Origin of the sequence: Paucibacter sp. JuS9 (assembly GCF_044043925.2) — a bacterium.
Classification (GTDB): Bacteria; Pseudomonadota; Gammaproteobacteria; order Burkholderiales; family Burkholderiaceae_C; genus JAUASW01.
The window spans coordinates 3,817,013-3,832,243 of sequence record NZ_CP194172.1 but is presented as its reverse complement, the minus strand read 5'-3'; the positions used below and the strand labels follow the sequence as shown (position 1 = coordinate 3,832,243).

The 15,231-nt window shown below is 64.1% G+C and carries 18 protein-coding genes and 1 tRNA gene; 13 read left to right on the top strand and 6 right to left on the bottom strand.

The genetic code is table 11. The annotated features are described in order from the left end of the window. Window positions 1-91 precede the first annotated feature (91 nt). A complete protein-coding gene (gene dsbD, locus ABT392_RS17035) occupies window positions 92-1,900 on the top strand; it encodes a protein-disulfide reductase DsbD (protein WP_395385135.1) in 1,809 nt (602 codons plus the stop codon). 34 nt (window positions 1,901-1,934) lie between these two features. Next, window positions 1,935-2,011 (top strand) — tRNA-Met (locus ABT392_RS17030). 771 nt (window positions 2,012-2,782) lie between these two features. Here the strand turns inward: ABT392_RS17030 and ccoG are convergent. From ccoG to ABT392_RS17010, 4 genes are all read right to left on the bottom strand, one after another. Continuing rightward, complete coding sequence (gene ccoG, locus ABT392_RS17025; RefSeq protein ID WP_395385136.1) at window positions 2,783-4,255, bottom strand: cytochrome c oxidase accessory protein CcoG; 1,473 nt, start codon at window positions 4,253-4,255, stop codon at window positions 2,783-2,785. Between the two features lie 40 nt (window positions 4,256-4,295). Next, window positions 4,296-4,619, bottom strand: coding sequence for a ferredoxin FdxA (gene fdxA, locus ABT392_RS17020; protein WP_395385137.1), 324 nt, complete (start codon window positions 4,617-4,619; stop codon window positions 4,296-4,298). Between the two features lie 18 nt (window positions 4,620-4,637). After that, a complete protein-coding gene (locus ABT392_RS17015) occupies window positions 4,638-4,952 on the bottom strand; it encodes a DUF2249 domain-containing protein (RefSeq protein ID WP_395385138.1) in 315 nt (104 codons plus the stop codon). Between the two features lie 116 nt (window positions 4,953-5,068). Beyond that, the gene (locus ABT392_RS17010; RefSeq protein ID WP_395385139.1) at window positions 5,069-6,307 is read right to left on the bottom strand and encodes an NnrS family protein; all 1,239 of its coding nucleotides are present in this window, start codon (window positions 6,305-6,307) and stop codon (window positions 5,069-5,071) included. A gap of 122 nt (window positions 6,308-6,429) precedes the next feature. Between ABT392_RS17010 and ABT392_RS17005 the strand changes: the two genes are divergently transcribed. The 3 genes from ABT392_RS17005 to ABT392_RS16995 are packed head-to-tail and all read left to right on the top strand — an operon-like array spanning window position 6,430 to window position 7,806. Then, entirely contained in the window at window positions 6,430-6,921 is a 492-nt protein-coding gene (locus tag ABT392_RS17005; RefSeq protein ID WP_395385140.1) for an RrF2 family transcriptional regulator, read from the top strand. A 23-nt stretch (window positions 6,922-6,944) separates the two neighbouring features. Then, window positions 6,945-7,514, top strand: a complete 570-nt coding sequence (locus ABT392_RS17000) for a hemerythrin domain-containing protein (protein WP_395385141.1) — start codon at window positions 6,945-6,947, stop codon at window positions 7,512-7,514. After that, window positions 7,498-7,806: a TusE/DsrC/DsvC family sulfur relay protein gene (locus ABT392_RS16995; RefSeq protein WP_395385142.1), complete on the top strand. Its 309-nt coding sequence runs from the start codon at window positions 7,498-7,500 to the stop codon at window positions 7,804-7,806. The genes ABT392_RS17000 and ABT392_RS16995 overlap by 17 nt, the downstream gene beginning before the upstream one ends. Before the next feature lie 54 nt (window positions 7,807-7,860). Here ABT392_RS16995 and ABT392_RS16990 read toward each other — a convergent pair whose 3' ends face one another. After that, a complete protein-coding gene (locus tag ABT392_RS16990; protein WP_395385143.1) occupies window positions 7,861-8,043 on the bottom strand; it encodes a hypothetical protein in 183 nt (60 codons plus the stop codon). 206 nt (window positions 8,044-8,249) lie between these two features. Here ABT392_RS16990 and ABT392_RS16985 point away from each other — a divergent pair, with 206 nt between their 5' ends. The 8 genes from ABT392_RS16985 to ABT392_RS16950 all read left to right on the top strand — a co-directional run bounded on the left by ABT392_RS16985 (window position 8,250) and on the right by ABT392_RS16950 (window position 13,912). After that, window positions 8,250-8,774 carry a hemerythrin domain-containing protein gene (locus tag ABT392_RS16985; protein WP_395385144.1) on the top strand — a complete coding sequence of 175 codons (525 nt, stop codon included), beginning with the start codon at window positions 8,250-8,252 and terminating at the stop codon, window positions 8,772-8,774. Next, window positions 8,771-9,004 carry a DUF3079 domain-containing protein gene (locus ABT392_RS16980; RefSeq protein ID WP_395385145.1) on the top strand — a complete coding sequence of 78 codons (234 nt, stop codon included), beginning with the start codon at window positions 8,771-8,773 and terminating at the stop codon, window positions 9,002-9,004. Before ABT392_RS16985 ends, ABT392_RS16980 begins: the two co-directional genes overlap by 4 nt. Before the next feature lie 96 nt (window positions 9,005-9,100). After that, window positions 9,101-10,288 carry an HPP family protein gene (locus ABT392_RS16975; RefSeq protein ID WP_395385146.1) on the top strand — a complete coding sequence of 396 codons (1,188 nt, stop codon included), beginning with the start codon at window positions 9,101-9,103 and terminating at the stop codon, window positions 10,286-10,288. A 93-nt stretch (window positions 10,289-10,381) separates the two neighbouring features. Next, entirely contained in the window at window positions 10,382-10,666 is a 285-nt protein-coding gene (locus ABT392_RS16970; protein ID WP_395385147.1) for a metallophosphoesterase family protein, read from the top strand. Continuing rightward, the gene (locus ABT392_RS16965; protein WP_395385148.1) at window positions 10,594-11,067 is read left to right on the top strand and encodes a metallophosphoesterase family protein; all 474 of its coding nucleotides are present in this window, start codon (window positions 10,594-10,596) and stop codon (window positions 11,065-11,067) included. Before ABT392_RS16970 ends, ABT392_RS16965 begins: the two co-directional genes overlap by 73 nt. A gap of 775 nt (window positions 11,068-11,842) precedes the next feature. Then, window positions 11,843-12,403 (top strand): Yip1 family protein, encoded by a 561-nt coding sequence (locus ABT392_RS16960; protein WP_395385149.1) that lies wholly within the window; start codon window positions 11,843-11,845, stop codon window positions 12,401-12,403. Between the two features lie 80 nt (window positions 12,404-12,483). Then, a complete protein-coding gene (locus ABT392_RS16955; protein ID WP_395385150.1) occupies window positions 12,484-12,912 on the top strand; it encodes a MarR family transcriptional regulator in 429 nt (142 codons plus the stop codon). Window positions 12,913-13,288: 376 nt separating this feature from the next. Continuing rightward, window positions 13,289-13,912 (top strand): tyrosine-type recombinase/integrase, encoded by a 624-nt coding sequence (locus ABT392_RS16950; protein ID WP_395385151.1) that lies wholly within the window; start codon window positions 13,289-13,291, stop codon window positions 13,910-13,912. Between the two features lie 125 nt (window positions 13,913-14,037). Here the strand turns inward: ABT392_RS16950 and ABT392_RS16945 are convergent, their stop codons facing one another. Then, window positions 14,038-15,228, bottom strand: coding sequence for an alginate lyase family protein (locus ABT392_RS16945; RefSeq protein WP_464970829.1), 1,191 nt, complete (start codon window positions 15,226-15,228; stop codon window positions 14,038-14,040). Between the last annotated feature and the right edge of the window lie 3 nt (window positions 15,229-15,231).

Below are 15,231 nucleotides of genomic sequence, written 5' to 3'. Positions count from 1 at the left end.
AGCCCGGCTGCGGCAGGCGCCTTAGATTGACGCTAAGCTGCTTGGCTTCGAAGATCGATACGCTTGCTTCACCCAGCTCCTGATGCTCACCATGTCCTTCTCCCTGCTGCAGCGCCTGTTCCGGCAGTTGCTTCTCGCCCTTGTCGTGCTGCTGCCCGTTCTGGCCAGCGCAGACGACTTTCTCGAGCCCGAACAAGCCTTCAAGCTGAGCGTCAAGGCCGCCGATGCAACTGCGGTCGAAGTCCGCTTCGAGATCGCACCCGGCTACTACATGTACCGCGAGCAGTTCAAGGTCGAAGCTCAAGGTGCAACGCTCGGCGCGCCGGCAATGCCCGCTGGCAAGACCAAGTTCGACGAGACCTTCAACAAGACGGTTGAGATCTATCGCGACCTCCTGCAGGTACGCGTGCCGGTGACGCAGGCATCCGGGCCTTTCAAGCTGACCGTGACCGGCCAAGGCTGCGCTGACAAGGGCCTTTGCTACCCGCCGCAAACGACGACGGTGGACCTGAGCTTGCCTGCCGGCAGCGCTGCGGCGCCAGCAGTCGCAGCGACGCAAGCGCCGGCGGTGATTGCCTCTGCCGATCAAGGCACCAGCACCGAATCCGGCCGTCTCGACGCTGCACTGCAGTCGGGCCAGTTCTGGACAGTCATTGGGGTGTTCTTCGTCGCCGGCCTGCTGCTGTCGCTCACACCCTGCGTGTTGCCGATGCTGCCCATCCTGTCGTCGATCATTGTTGGCGACGGCGCGAGCGCCTCCCGTGGCCGCAGTTTCATGCTGGCGCTCAGCTATTCACTGGGCATGGCGCTGGTCTACACGGCCCTGGGCGTTGCCGCCGGCCTGGCAGGCGAGGGTTTGGCGGCCGCATTGCAAAAGCCCTGGGTGCTCGGTCTGTTTGCTGTCGCGCTGGTGGGTTTCTCGCTGTCGATGTTTGGCGTCTACGAACTGCAACTGCCGAGCTCGATGACGGGGGGCTTGTCCAGCGCTTCACAAAAGCTGCCGGCCGGCCATCTGGCGGGCGTGTTCGTGATGGGTGGCGTGTCGGCACTGATCGTCAGCCCTTGTGTCGCCGCGCCGCTGGCTGGTGCTCTCGTCTATCTGAGCCAAACGCGAGATGTGCTGCTGGGCGGTGGCGCGCTGTTTGCGCTCGCCTGCGGCATGAGCGTTCCGCTGCTGCTGCTCGGCGCCTCGGCGGGTGCCCTGCTGCCGCGTGCTGGCGCCTGGATGGATGACGTCAAGCATTTCTTCGGCATGCTGCTGCTTGGCGTCGCGCTTTGGACGATGCAGCCCGTGCTGCCGGCCGCCGTTGCCCAGGCGCTTTGGGGCGCGCTGCTGATCGCCTCTGCCGCGATGCTGGGCCTGTTTGAACATGGCCACGCCGCCGGACGTCCGCGCACATGGCTGCGCAAGACGGCGGCCGTCGTTGCGCTGGTCTACGGCCTTCTGCAATTGTTGGGTGCCGCCGCTGGTGGCACCGATCCGCTGAAGCCGCTCGCCGGCCTTGCGATGGCTCGCGCCAATGCCGGTGCACCTGCCACCCCTGGACCTAACTTCCAGCTGGTGCGTAGCGTGGCCGAGCTGGACGCGGCTGTAGCCAGCGCCGGTCGCCCGGTGATGCTGGACTTCTACGCCGACTGGTGCGTGTCCTGCAAAGAGATGGAGCGCTATACCTTCTCAGACCCGCTGGTACAGCAACGCCTCGCAGGCGCCTTGCTCTTGAAAGCGGATGTCACCGCCAACAATGTCGATGACAAGGAACTGCTCAAGCGTTTCAAGCTTTTCGGCCCACCAGGAACGATCTTCTTTGACGCCCGGGGCCAGGAGCTGACCGACGTGCGCGTGATTGGATACCAGGACGCGCAGCGTTTCCTGAGCTCACTCACTGTCGCGGGGCTGTAAGTCAGAAAAAGTGCGCTATACTGCTAGCTTCAGTCGCGGGGTGGAGCAGTCTGGTAGCTCGTTGGGCTCATAACCCAAAGGTCGTAGGTTCAAATCCTGCCCCCGCAACCACCGAATATCGTAAGTAAATCAAAGACTTACGTTGCTTAAAACGCCAGCCGAGAGGTTGGCGTTTTGCATTCTGTGCCCGGTTTGTGCCCAAACCGTGCCTACTCTGTGCCTCGAAATTTCCGCGAACTGGTCTTGCGACCATTGGTCTCCGTGCCCTGAATCCTGCGAGCTGACGAGAATCAGACGCCGGTTGTGCAAAAAACCAACGATCCCCTAGAACTCTGACCATTGGGTTGTGAACACGCCAAGTACGCGCACTGCTCGAGCCGTGCCTAACCTGTGCCCAAAGCACTCGCCTTACCTGCTTGGACTGACTTCAGCCTCATCATGATCATCGGAGCTTGGCGCGGAGTTGCGCCTGGCCGTCATGTCAGCAGTGCAGCGGGAGCCGCCATCCGCGTCATCGATGTGGGCACACCCTCCGGGACCTGAAGCCGTCATCGGTTCGTCGGTCGACGCGCCATCTGCGATGACCGCTCTCGAAGGTGGAGCAGCCGTCCACGTCGTCGGGCCGCCGCAGACCACATCGGCCCGCAGTGAACGTCTGCTGCTGAACGTGTCGAGCTGATGCTTTCGACCCTCAAGAGACATCCACTGTCCTGATCTCGTCGCCCTAGAGCTGCCACTCAAACCCGGACACAGGTAGCTAAAGGAGTCCCGGAACTCAGCGCTCGGCCAGTCGAGCGGTCGTTGATGATCAGGCAATTCGGGCATTCGGCCTGTCGCGCTAGGTAGGTTGAAGGCCACAGCCCATGACGGGCGCGGCAGGGTTCAATTCGGCACGAAGAAGGTCGACTTCTCGAACTGTATGGCTGACGTTGCCGCACCGCTCCCAGCACCGGGCTCTATGCCCGTGACCTCGAACACAACGGGCACCGACCTGCCTGCAAGGTCGTGCGCCATGGCGTAGGGCAAGCGCAGGCTCACCGACATCGAGGTCACGGCAGCCGGGCCGGCACTTGCCCGCCCAGCCAAGACTTCCAACCCCTTGATGCCGGAAGCGGCAATCCGATAGGTCTGCGTGGCCTCCGTGCGGTTCATGATTTGGATCCGGTAGACGTTCTCTACCGTGCCCTCGTCGACCACACGCGCGAGGGCGCCACGGTCCTTGACGACATCGAACTTGAAGGGGCTGCGCATCGCCACGCTGGTCACGAAAGCGATGCTGGCCACAGAAAGAACAGCACCGTAGACCAGCACGCGAGGCCGCAGAGCGCGCTTGAACATCTGCAGCCGTGTCCAGCCATTGACGACGCCGTTCTCCGTGGAGTAGCGGATCAGCCCTTTGGCGTAACCCATCTTGTCCATTACATCGTTGCAGACGTCGATGCAGGCTGCGCAGCCGATGCACTCGTTCTGCAGCCCGTTGCGGATGTCGATGCCGGTAGGGCAGACCTGCACGCACAGGGTGCAGTCGATGCAGTCGCCCAGACCCTGCGCAGAAGCGCTGACCTTCCTCGAGCGCGACCCGCGGGGATCGCCGCGCCCCGCGTCGTAGGTGATGATCAATGAGTCCTTGTCGATCAGGGCGCTCTGAAAGCGCGCATACGGGCACATGTACTTGCACATCTGCTCTCGCAGAAAGCCCGCATTGCCGTAGGTGGCTGCACCGTAGAACAACACCCAGAAGGCGTTCCAGGCAGACATGTCCAAGGCTGCGGCTGCGGCGGCCAGCTCCCGGATCGGCGTGAAGTATCCGACGAAGCTGAATCCGGTGGCCAGCGCGATGGCCATCCACGCCCCGTGCTTGGTGCTCTTGCGCAGGATCTTGTTCAGGCGCCAGGGCGCCTGGTCCAGCCGCATGCGTGCGATGCGGTCGCCCTCGATCACACGCTCGGTCCACATGAAGATCTCGGTGTAGACCGTTTGCGGGCAGGTGTAGCCGCACCACAGCCGGCCGGCCACAGCGGTGAAGAAGAACAGGGCCAAGGCTGACAGCACCAGCAGCGCTGCCAGGAAGATCAGGTCCTGCGGATAGAGCAGCAAGCCGAAGATGTAGAAGCGCTGGGCCTCCAGATCGAACAGCACGGCCTGGCGCCCACCCCACTGCAACCAGGGCAGTCCGTAGAACAGCAACTGCGTCATCCAGACGAAGACCCAGCGCCAGGTCGCGAACCACCCCTTCACGGCACGCGGGTAGATCGTCGCCTGCTTCTGGTACATGGAGACGAGCTGCACACCGTCGACTGCCGCCGCCGGCGCAGCCGTGATGGGGATGACCTTTCTGGAGTTCGCCAGGCTCACGGTGCACAGTCAATCGAACGGCGGGATCGCACTCGCGTTGTCATCGCTTCAGCTCGCCGAGCTTGTGTTCGATCTTGCTCCACGCGTCGGCATCCGGCAGCGCGCGCTTGGTTTGTGTGATCGGCTTCCACTGCTGCGAGAGTTCGGCGTTCAGCGGCTTGAAGTGCTGCTGATCGGACGGCACATCTTCCTCGGCGTAGATGGCATTCACCGGGCACTCGGGAACGCAGACTGCGCAATCGATGCAATCGTCCGGGTCGATGACCAGAAAGTTCGAGCCTTCCCGAAAAGCGTCGACCGGACACACGTCCACGCAATCCGTGTACTTGCACCGGATGCAGGCTTCGGTGACGACGAAGGTCATCGGTGCGCGAGATGAATTTCAACCGCAGCAGGCGCCGCCTGAACAACAGGAATCGCCCTTGGCGCCTGTCGAGGGCGCTGCCGACTGAGCGATGCGGGTGATCTGGATGCGCCAGACTGCCGGCCCAGCCTCCAATGCGGCCCACTCGAACTGTCCGAAGGCCCGGTCCTCGAATTGATGGCGCAAGGGCTGCGGATTGTGGTCGTTCACGAGTTGCAGTGATTCACCGGTGGCCAGGGCACCGAAGCGACCGAGGATCAGCGGGTGACGCTCCCGCGGCGGAATGGTCCGAAGATCGAGGATGTGGGTGGGTTGAGTGAGGGTTGCAGTCATGGGAGCCTTTCAGGGGCGAAGTGGGCACCTGTGCGCACGTGATCGCGCGCCGGCGGTGGGGTCAGGGAACAGCTGTGATCAGAAACGGTTGACCGGCGCGAAAGAGTCGAGTTCTTTCAGCCGTCCTTGCCATCCAGACGGTTGCTCAGCAGCCAGGGCGCGAACACCCACAGATACAGCGCAAAGCCCGCGGCCCAAGCGGCCGCAGCCGCCATCAGCCAATCTGCCGTCTGCGCAGGCGCCACTAGAGGCAGCAGCACGCGGGTCAAGGCAGCGCCGGCCACCAGCAAATAGGCGACCACCTCCAGCCGGGACGCCTTCAGCGGGCGGCCGGTGTGGCCCCTGGCGGTGCGGGTGATCATGCCGATGATGAGCCCAGCCGTGGCGCCCACCGCCAAGGCATGTATGCCGGCGGAGGCGGCAACGCCTCCCACTTGCGACCAAGCCAGCAGCATGAAACCGACCGGAAGCCAGGCGTAGGCCGCGTGCAACACCCACAGAATGGGGCGCGCACGGGTGCGCCAGGGCTGCCAGTGCCCCAAGCGCGCGGCATGCAAGAGGGCTGCCGCGGCGAAACCGGCCGCCGTCACTGGGTTGGCTGGCAGCATCACCCAGGTCGCCAACGCCAGCGCCGTTGCGCACAGCGTGCTTCGTTCCAGCCACTGCGGCGCCTGCAGCTTCTGGCCCGGCAGCGCCGACATGGTGAAGGCCGGAATCACCCGCCCCGCGATCACGCATTCGATCAGCACGATCAGCGCCAGGCCGGCGTGCAGCGCGCCCAACGGATCGACGGTCAGCCATCCCAGCGCGGCTGCGTGAAACGTGAGATTGGCCAACGCCAGCAGGATGAGGATCGCGCCCAGCGGCAGGTTGCGACGGTTGCCTGCCTTCAACAACACGCGAATCAGCACGACGGCCACCCACGGCAACAACGCCATGTCCAGCAGGGCGTAGACCGCGTAAGGCGCCCAGATGGCCGAAAGCCGCGCTGCCAACCACAGCCCCGCCATGGTAGCCAGCGTGGCGCCGCGCGGCGTCGCCAGACCCGTCCAGGCCTTGCCTGCCGTCAGCAGGAAGCCGACGATCACCGCTATGGCAAAGCCGAACAGCATCTCATGGGCATGCCACAGCAGCGGGGGCACCGCTGAGGGCAGTGTCACCACCCCCAATAGGCCCGCAATCCAATACGGGACCGCGAACAGGGCGAACGCGGCGGCGCCCAGGTAGAACGGCCGAAATCCCAATCGGAAAAGCGGCCACCCAGGAAGTGGAAAGTGCGCGCTCGAGGCAGCCATCTCGACGTTCGAGGCACCACCCAGTTGAACCAAGGGAATGACGGGCGCGGGCTTCGTCATGGCAGGGGACTCCGACCCGGTGGCGTACGACCTGCGCTGTCGATTAAAAGATGCAACATATGTGCATGTTAATGACTCGAGATCGTTAAAGCAATACACTACGTGCATCTTTAAGGGATGCCATGCGCCTGTCCGAATACACCGACTACACCTTGCGGGTTCTGATGTACTGCGCGGCGCATCGGGACCGCCTGGTCACCATCGGCGAACTAGCAGAACAGCATGGGCTGTCGAAAAACCACCTGATGAAGGTGGTCAACGACCTGGCTCGCCGGGGCCTGCTCGAAACCACCCGTGGGCGCGGCGGCGGCCTGCGGCTGCTGGTCGAACCCGAGGCCATCCGCATCGGCGATGTCGTGCGCGCCACCGAAACCGACTTCCGGCTGGTGGAGTGTTTCGATGCCGCCACGAACGCCTGCACCTTGTCGCCGAAGTGCCGGCTGAAGCACCTCTTCGGCCAGGCGCTGGCGGGTTACTTCAAGGCCCTTGACAGCGCAACGCTGGCGGACATGACCCAGGGCCGTCCGAGCACATCGTCGGCTGGCCGCAAGCTCGCCGCGGTGGTGGCCGCGCCGACCCCGCGGCGAACCGCGCGTCTGAGCCGCAGCGTCTGAAGCCACACGGGAGCAAGTACACCATGACCAACGGCCTCCCCGGTCACAGTGCACCTGCCGTCGGCTTCGAAGTCCCGCTGGAAATGCTGGCTGCCTGCCATGGGCGCGTACAGCACCAGTGCGAAACCCTTCTGCGCCTGCTCGCCCATCTGAAGAGCCACGGCCCAGACCGTTCCGCGCAGGAAGCCGCGACAGCGGTCATGCGCTACTTCGACACCGCGGCGCGCCACCACCACGAGGACGAGGAGCAGGATCTGTTTCCCGCCTTGCTGGAATCCATGGCCGGTTCCGATGCGGTGTGCCTGCGTGAGCTGACGGCGGGGCTCTGCAGCGATCACCGCCAACTGGAACAACGCTGGGCCGCCCTGCGCCAGCGGCTGCTGAAAGTCGCCGCGGGTGCCGCTTCGACGCTCGAAGACGGCGATGTACCGGGCTTCGTGCAGCTGTACGAGCAGCACATCGCTCGAGAAGAGGCGGAGCTGCTACCCATGGCCAGCCGGCTGCTGAGCGATGTCGACCTGGACCGCATCGGTCTGGCCATGCGCAAACGACGTGAACCTCTCTCAGGAGACGCCCATGCCCCAGGTAGATGAAGAAGGCTATCTCGTGGACCCCGCCGATTGGAGCGAACCCTGGGCTGAACAGGCCGCCACCCAGCAAGGCTTGTCACTCGCAGACGGTCACTGGTTCGTGATCCGCTTCATGCGCTCACAGCAGCATGAGCACCAGATCACACCCGACGCTCGCTTCGTCATACGACAACTTGAGCAGCGCTATCCCGGCCAGGGACGCAAACGACTTTTCGAGTTATTCCCCTACGGCTATGTCGCGCAGGCGTGCCGAATTGCAGGTATGAAACGCCCGCGAGCATGGAGCACAGGCTGAGTACCCGCATCATGCGATCGTCGTCGCCTCCGCGCGAACAACCGATGGTCATGCTCAACCCGCGCGGCCAACCAGATGGACCGCCATCTGCGTCGCGCCCTTGCAGACTGGCTCCAAACGTAAAACACGTGCGGCTTCAGCCCGTTGATCGACCTGCCGGCTCAAGCTGTCGGATGCGGCAGCACTCTCCACGACCAGGGCTGCGATCTGCTGCGTCAGCTGGTCCAACTGCGTCACGGCGTCACGGCGTCATTGATCGGGCTGATGCCCTCGGTCTGTTCCGCGGTGGCCACGCTGATCTCGGCGAACACGTCTCAAGGACGAGGAGTTGTTCCCTCTGTTCACCGTGCCCGCAGCGGTCGCATCACCGCACTCCTTCATCCCGCCGACTGAAAGGCTCGCAAGCCATGACTTCACGACAGCCGCCTGACGCCCAGACTTCAATGGCGCACGCCGATCACGTTGAGGTGCCGGGCGATCCGCATCCCTCGGAGCCGTCGGCGCTGATCGAGTACATCCTGCAGCGCTTCCACGAAGTCCACCGCAGACAGCTGCCCGAATTGATCCATCTGGCCGGCAAGGTGGAGGCCGTGCATGCAGACCATCCGGCAGCGCCGCACGGTCTGACCGTGTTGCTTCAGCAGATGCTTTCCGAGATGTTGGATCACATGGGCAAGGAAGAAAGCGTGCTCTTTCCAATGCTCGCACGTGGCGGCAGCCCCTTCGTCGTCCATCCGATCCGAGTGATGATGTCGGAGCATGACGAGCACGCCCGCCGACTCGAGCAGCTGTTGACCCTGACGCGTCAGGCTACCCCTCCCGACAACGCCTGCAGCACCTGGGTTCAGCTCTGTGCTGAGACGAGGCAGTTTGTTGAGGACTTGCAAGACCACATCCGGTTGGAGAACGACGTGCTGTTCCCGCAGTTCGACCCCTCGCTGCCTCAGGAAAGAGTTGGCATCAAGTGAGCAGGCGGTTTCCAGTTATGCCCGCACACCCCGAGCGCATCTGCTGGGGTTGCGACCGGTACTGTCCAGCCGACGCGATGATCTGCGGCAACGGCAGCGTTGCGACGCTGCACCCGTCCGAACTCTTCGGCGACGACTGGATGCAATGGGGTCAGGATGGCACCGCGCAGTCCGGCACTCGCGAGACACCTGTCTCGGCACATTCCGCCGACGACGCAATCTCGCCCTGAGCGAACAGCCGCGAATGGAACGGCTCGATCGGCCTGTCGCCTTCTGGCCGTGCGCTCGAGCTGCTGGCAGTCGTCCTGAGCAAGAAGAACAAGCCCATGATGAAGAACGTCCTGGAGGAGAACCGCTGGCTGTTGTGGTTGGGTTTCCAGCGCCAGACCGTCGATGCCCGTGAACGCGCGCGCGACGTGGCAGGCGCGGTGCTCGGCCTGCTGCTGACCGGAGGCCTGAGTTGGTGGGCCTGGGGCGCTGGCTCCGTCTGGCTCGGAGCGCCGATGGGTGCATCGGCCGTGCTGTTATTCGCGGTGCCCAGCAGTCCGCTGGCGCAACCCTGGCCGGTGGTGGTGGGCAACCTCATGGCTGCGCTGGTCGGCGTGCTGGTGTACCGCACCCTGGGGTCCTCGCCGTTGTCGGCAGCGCTGGCCGGCGGCCTGGCTCTGGCATTGATGTTCCCCTTGCGCTGCGTGCATCCCCCGAGCGGGGCAGTGGCCATCACCGCCGTTGTCGGCGGCACTGCGGTACACGATCTCGGCTTCGGCTTCGCGCTGGTACCCATCGCGCTGAATTCGACAGTGCTGGTGGCCTGTGCCGTGCTGTGGCGGCGGGTGACGCACAACCACGTGGCGCCGCACCCGGTGGTTCACGCCAACCGCCACCACACCACCGATGCGGCACCACAGGACCGCATCGGCATGACCAGCGCGGATCTCGACGCCGCGCTGCGCAGCTTCAATGAATTGTTCGACATCGACAGCGAGTCGCTGGAGCAGGTGCTGCGCCACGCGCAGGCGCTGGCCTGGCAACGCCGACTCGGCAGCGTGCGTTGTGCCGACATCATGTCCCGCGACCTCGTGACGGTGGAGTTCGCGACGCCGCTGCGGGAGGCCTGGACCTTGTTGCACCGCCACCGCATCCGCGCCCTGCCCGTGGTCGACCGTGCTCGCCGCGTGATCGGCGTGGTCACCATGGTGGACTTCCTCAAACATGCCCAGCTCGACCCGCGCGACCACCTCAGCCTGGGGCAGCGCATCCGAAGGCTGCTGGCGCCAACGCCTGGAGACTGCTCCGACAAGGTCGAGGTCGTGGGGCAGATCATGACCAGCCCTGTGCACACCGTGGCCGAGCAGGATCCGGTGGTCGACCTGGTTCCGAGGCTATCCGACGACGGCATGCACCACCTGCCCGTCGTCGACGCCGAGCGCCGACTCTCAGGCATGGTCACGCAATCCGATCTTGTCGCCGCGCTGTACCGCGCGCAGTCCGCGACTCCGCCCAGTAGCCCGTGAAGACCGCGCTCCAAGCGCGTCCGCTATGGATAGGTTCCCACCCATGAAACTGAACATCCTCTCGGACCTGCACCTGGGATTCGATGCGATGGATTGGCCGGCGACATCTCCCGTCCGCGCGAAGCGGTCGCATGGGCCCGGAACTTCGACAAGCTCGTGCTCTATGTGCCCGGCAACCACGAGTTCTACGGGAGCAGCATCGACGGTGCGCTCGAAGAACTTCAGCACTTGAGCACGGGCACCCAGATCCAGGTGCTGGACAACCGCGAGATCGTCCTGGGCGGGTGCGGCTTCTGGGCGCCACCTTGTGGACTGACTTCGAGCTTTTCGACGACCCGCAGCAGCGCAGTGCGGCGAAGGCCGAGGCGCAGCGCCTGATGCGTGACTTCAGCCGCATTCGAATCCGCAAGTCTTCGTCCGCGCTCTTCACGCCAGCCGACTCGGAGCGCCTCTTCAGGCACCAGTCGGCTTGGCTGGAGAGCCGCCTCGCCGACGTTCGCGCTGGACCCACGGTTGTGATCACGCACCACGCACCATCGCGCCACAGCATCCACCCGCGCTTCGCCGATTCGCTGCTGAAAGCCTGCTTCGTATCCGACGCCGCGCACCTGCTTCGAGCAGACCGGGTAGCGCTGTGGATTCACGGGCATACGCATGACAGCTTCGACCACTGCGTAAACGGGACGCGCGTCGTCTGCAACCCTCGTGGCTATGCCCGCGGCGGCGTCAACGAGAATCCGGCCTTCAATCCCAACTTCATTGTCGAGGTGAGCGCGTAGTGCGGCCCGATCAGTTCGCCGCTCGGGTGGCGCAATCCTTTCGGCGGACGATGTGAGAATGACATGACCTAAGCGTGTGCGCTAACGGGGCGTCAATCCCCCCCTATGAGGGCCTGCAGTACGGCACGGCCCTGGCAACGGCCATGACGCTGCGAGACAGCATGGCTGACGCGGCGCTTGAAGCGCGCGCTGCCAACGGCAACGATGCCGCTTTCGAACGCATCATGCGGTGACACAACCGCCCGCTGTTCCGCAAAACGCGCAATATCGTCATGTGATTGCAGGCAGCCAATTTGCGCGCTTGGTATGCCCGTGGCAGCTTCATTTCCGAGGCGCACGGATCGACCTCGGCTGGTGCGCATCGTCATTAACAAGGCGCCGGTTTGTCGGCACCGGTGCGGCGTCCAGCTGCTGGCCTTCGACGCCACAAGCGGCCTCGCGGACGTTTCGAGTGAGGACGTGATGGAAGACGACCCGGACGCTTGACCGGAACGCGCCGCGATGCGGTCAGTGGTGCCCGCCAAGATGGAGTAGTTCATTGATGCCCCGACCATGCCCGCCCAGGTACGGCGCCTGGGGTACGCGCCGCCCGCGCGATCTACCGACTGGGTCTCGCGGCGCCACCCAATGCCGCCGTCGCTGCAGACTTGACATTACATCACGCCGCGATACATTTTCCGCATCGCAAGCCGCTTCACGCGAGCATCCGCTGCCGCCAAGGCCGGCCCGATGACTCCGGACATTCGCCCGGTCCGCAACACCGCAGGAGACCACCATGAGCTTGCTGCAGATGCCGACGATGATCTTGTCGTTTCATGAGGGGTGGGACGAACTGATCAGAGTGCACCCGTCAATCGCGCGCATGTTTGCGCTGCTGGTTCTGCCGTTCTCGTTTGTGCCCGCCGCAATGATCTATTACGCCGGAGGCCATTACGGCGACGTGTTCTCACCTGGCGTGTCAGCGCAGCAATGGCACTTCGCTGCCGCGGTCTTCTTCTTTGCCGAACTGCTCACCGTCCCGGTGATGGCCTGGATCATTCATCTTGCCTGCCGCGCCAACAACGTCCCGGCCGGCTATCACGAGTGCTTCACGCTCGCCTCCATCGCGCCAATCCCGATGTGGATCTCGTCGCTGGTGTTGTTTGTGCCAAACCTCGTCGTCTGCATGCTCGTGGGCGCGATCGGCCTGGCCTGCTCGCTCGCAATTACCTACCGCGGCATGTACGCCCTGTTTCGCATGCACGAAGACCTGCGCGCGATGCAGATGGCGACCGTCGTTACAGCTGCGGGGCTGCTCGCCTGGCTGATTCTGATGCAGATCGCACTGATGCACTGACGCCGCAGCGCTTGTCGGCGAAGCGTACTTTCGCCGCAATTTGGGGGCACCTGGCCCCTTTCGCACTTGATGGAATCGACGTGCCCGAAGCAGACGCCCGTCCCCTGAGCAAAGCCGATTTCGAAACGCTCGCTGATTTTCGCTATCAGATCCGCAAATTCGTGAGATTTAGCGAGCAGCTCGCTCAGCGCCGCGGGCTCAAGCCGCAGCAATACCTCTTGCTGTTGCAGATACGCGGCTATCCCGGTCGCGATTGGGCGACGGTCGGCGAACTGGCCGAACGCCTGCAGGCCCAGCACCACAGCGTCGTCGCGCTGATTTCGCGCTGCGAAAAGCTCGGCCTGGTCGAGCGCAGGCGCTCCGAAGCGGACCGCCGGCGCATTGAAGTCCGCCTGCTGGCGAAAGGCGAGAAGCTGCTTACCGAGCTCGCGCGCCTGCACCGGTCCGAACTGGTCTCCTTGCAGGGCCGTTTCGTCGTGCCCACCCTACAAAACTTCCGGCACCGCTGAGCGACCGTGGCGCGAACCGGAGCTCCCTCAAGTGCGAGGGCGCCGTTCTTGCGCAAGGCGAACGCCACCATCCGGTCTTGCCCGGCGGACAGCGAAATCTCAGAGCTCACAGCAACGCCTCTGTTGGCCTGACTCAGGGCGAAATCCAAACTCGCCGGTGACGCGTAAGACTTGATCCTGGCATGCCTGATCGATTGGCGTCATCTGCCAACACGCAGCATCGCCGCGTCCCGGAGACAGTCCGAGCAGAGGTCGGCAAAGCCGCCCTTCGCCAACGTCAGGTTTTGGCCGAGGCCGTGAGTTCATTGGTGCACCCGAAACCCGGCGTTAGCGGTGGGCGCATTCTAGGTAGCCCTCAACTCGATGGGAGACCATCATGGGCACTGCAGGCAATGTCGTTTATCGCGAGCCGTGGAACAAGGGCAAGCTCGTCGGACAGAAGGCGCCGTTCAAGCTCAAGGACATCTGGGCCTTGCGCGTCCGACTGCAGATGGAGGGCCGCGTTCGCGAGTTGGCCCTATTCAACCTCGGTATCGACAGCAAGCTGCGCGGCTGCGATCTGGTCGGCCTCAGGGTCCGGGACGTGTGCCACGGCGACCAGATTGCCTCACGCGCCATCGTCGTCCAGCACAAGACGCAGCGCCCGGTTCAGTTCGAAATCACGCCGCCAGCGCGGGAAGCTATTCAGGCCTGGATCAAACGAGCCGGACTAAGGCCTGAGGACTACTTGTTCCCCAGCCGTCTGCACGACTCGCCACATCTCGGCACGCGTCAGTACGCCAGGATCCTCGGCCACTGGGTCGAGGAACTTGGTCTAGACCGCGCCGACTACGGGACGCACTCGATGCGACGAACGAAGGCGACCCTGATTTACCGACGCACCAAGAACCTACGCGCTGTACAACTGCTCCTTGGGCACTCCAAGCTCGAGTCAACGGTGAGGTACCTTGGCATAGAGGTTGATGACGCACTGGAGATCTCTGAGCAGACAGAAATCTGAGTCATCGGCGGCGGCACCGGCAATGGGGTAGGTGCCGCCGCTTTCGATGTCAGCTGTGTGGCGCCACGCGGATCTGCCGCTCTCGGCCAAGAACGGACGCACCAAACCGTCGGCTTGCCGACAGCTCAGCGGCGCGGCAGTTGCAAATCCCCGAACAAGCGCTCGTGGGAGTCCACCGGGCCGGCAACCGCGAACGCGTCATAGATCCTGCGCAGCGAAGCGTCGTCACGGTGACGCAGAAACTGTGCCAACAGCGGAATCAGGCGGCCACGGTCGGCGGCGTAGACGTCGCGCTTGGGCCAGGTCTTTCTGGGGTCAGCAAAAGGGGCCAGAAAAGCGAGGGCTGCATGAAGGCTGCGACCGTCGACGGTCGCAAAATTCCACCAATCCAAGCCGACATGGTCTGCCAACTGGGCGCAAAGCATCAGCGCTTCCAGATTGAAGATTGCGTAGTCAAGCGAACGTGTACGGGCCAGTTCATGCGGTTGCGAGCCATCGGGCTCGATGTGCGCTGCCACGCGACGCTTGAGACCTTCTTGCAGGATCGCTTTCGCATCCTCTTTGCGACCGAGCACGAGCGCCAGATGTGCGGTCTGCGCGTCGTACCAGCTTCCATGGTTGTTGCGCTCGGCCTGCTCGTCGCGGCCGTTGGCGCTGGTGCGCAGCCAGGTGTAGAAACTCTCAAGCCAGTCCCTCATCTCGCGCCGGTCTGTCGCCGTCCAGGACTTGGCTGGCGCCAGCAGGGCCAGGCCCTCGTTCAGATGGATCAGCCAGCGTGCCTCGATCAGACCTATGCCTCGCCCTGCCGACACGCCAGGGATGGCCTGCGCATGCTGGAAGTTCGGGTTCATGCGGGTCTTGGCATCGAGGAAGAACACCCGCACGAGCGCTGCGGCCTTGGCGGCATAGCGCTCATCCCGCGTGATCCAGAAGGCCAGGCCCAGCGTCTCGACCGATGAGCAGACACGGCTGAAGGCGGCGCTGTCGCTGCCATCGGCGATGGCCGGGTTGCGCTCGCCGTCACGCCGGATGTAAGGCAGGCCGTCGGGCTTGCTCGGGTTGGGCCACCAGTAGGGGCCGAAGCTCAGAAAGTCATGCTTGTCGCCGCTGGCCGGCGTCATGGACTTGTCCAGCACCGAGGGCGGCTTCAGAGCCAGTGCCGCATCGGCCTTGGCGAGCAGCGCGGCCTGCGCCGCGGCATCGCGCGGCGCAGAGGCGCTGAAAGCCGCAGCGGGGATCAGGAGCGGCCGCTGGTCCTGCGCCATCGCCGGCGCAGCCAGCGCCGCCATCAACATGAGCCTGTTCAGCATCTTCATGGC

Bases quoted from the DNA above. Each gene is read 5' to 3' on its own strand.
- dsbD (WP_395385135.1), top strand. From the start codon at position 92: ATGTCCTTCTCCCTGCTGCAGCGCCTGTTCCGGCAGTTGCTTCTCGCC.
- ABT392_RS17005 (WP_395385140.1), top strand. From the start codon at position 6,430: ATGCGCCTGTCCGAATACACCGACTACACCTTGCGGGTTCTGATGTAC.
- ABT392_RS16985 (WP_395385144.1), top strand. From the start codon at position 8,250: ATGGCGCACGCCGATCACGTTGAGGTGCCGGGCGATCCGCATCCCTCG.
- ABT392_RS16945 (WP_464970829.1), bottom strand. From the start codon at position 15,228: ATGAAGATGCTGAACAGGCTCATGTTGATGGCGGCGCTGGCTGCGCCG.
- ABT392_RS17000 (WP_395385141.1), top strand. From the start codon at position 6,945: ATGACCAACGGCCTCCCCGGTCACAGTGCACCTGCCGTCGGCTTCGAA.
- ABT392_RS17010 (WP_395385139.1), bottom strand. From the start codon at position 6,307: ATGACGAAGCCCGCGCCCGTCATTCCCTTGGTTCAACTGGGTGGTGCC.
- ABT392_RS16975 (WP_395385146.1), top strand. From the start codon at position 9,101: ATGATGAAGAACGTCCTGGAGGAGAACCGCTGGCTGTTGTGGTTGGGT.
- fdxA (WP_395385137.1), bottom strand. From the start codon at position 4,619: ATGACCTTCGTCGTCACCGAAGCCTGCATCCGGTGCAAGTACACGGAT.
- ABT392_RS16950 (WP_395385151.1), top strand. From the start codon at position 13,289: ATGGGCACTGCAGGCAATGTCGTTTATCGCGAGCCGTGGAACAAGGGC.
- ABT392_RS16995 (WP_395385142.1), top strand. From the start codon at position 7,498: ATGCCCCAGGTAGATGAAGAAGGCTATCTCGTGGACCCCGCCGATTGG.
- ABT392_RS17015 (WP_395385138.1), bottom strand. From the start codon at position 4,952: ATGACTGCAACCCTCACTCAACCCACCCACATCCTCGATCTTCGGACC.
- ABT392_RS16960 (WP_395385149.1), top strand. From the start codon at position 11,843: ATGAGCTTGCTGCAGATGCCGACGATGATCTTGTCGTTTCATGAGGGG.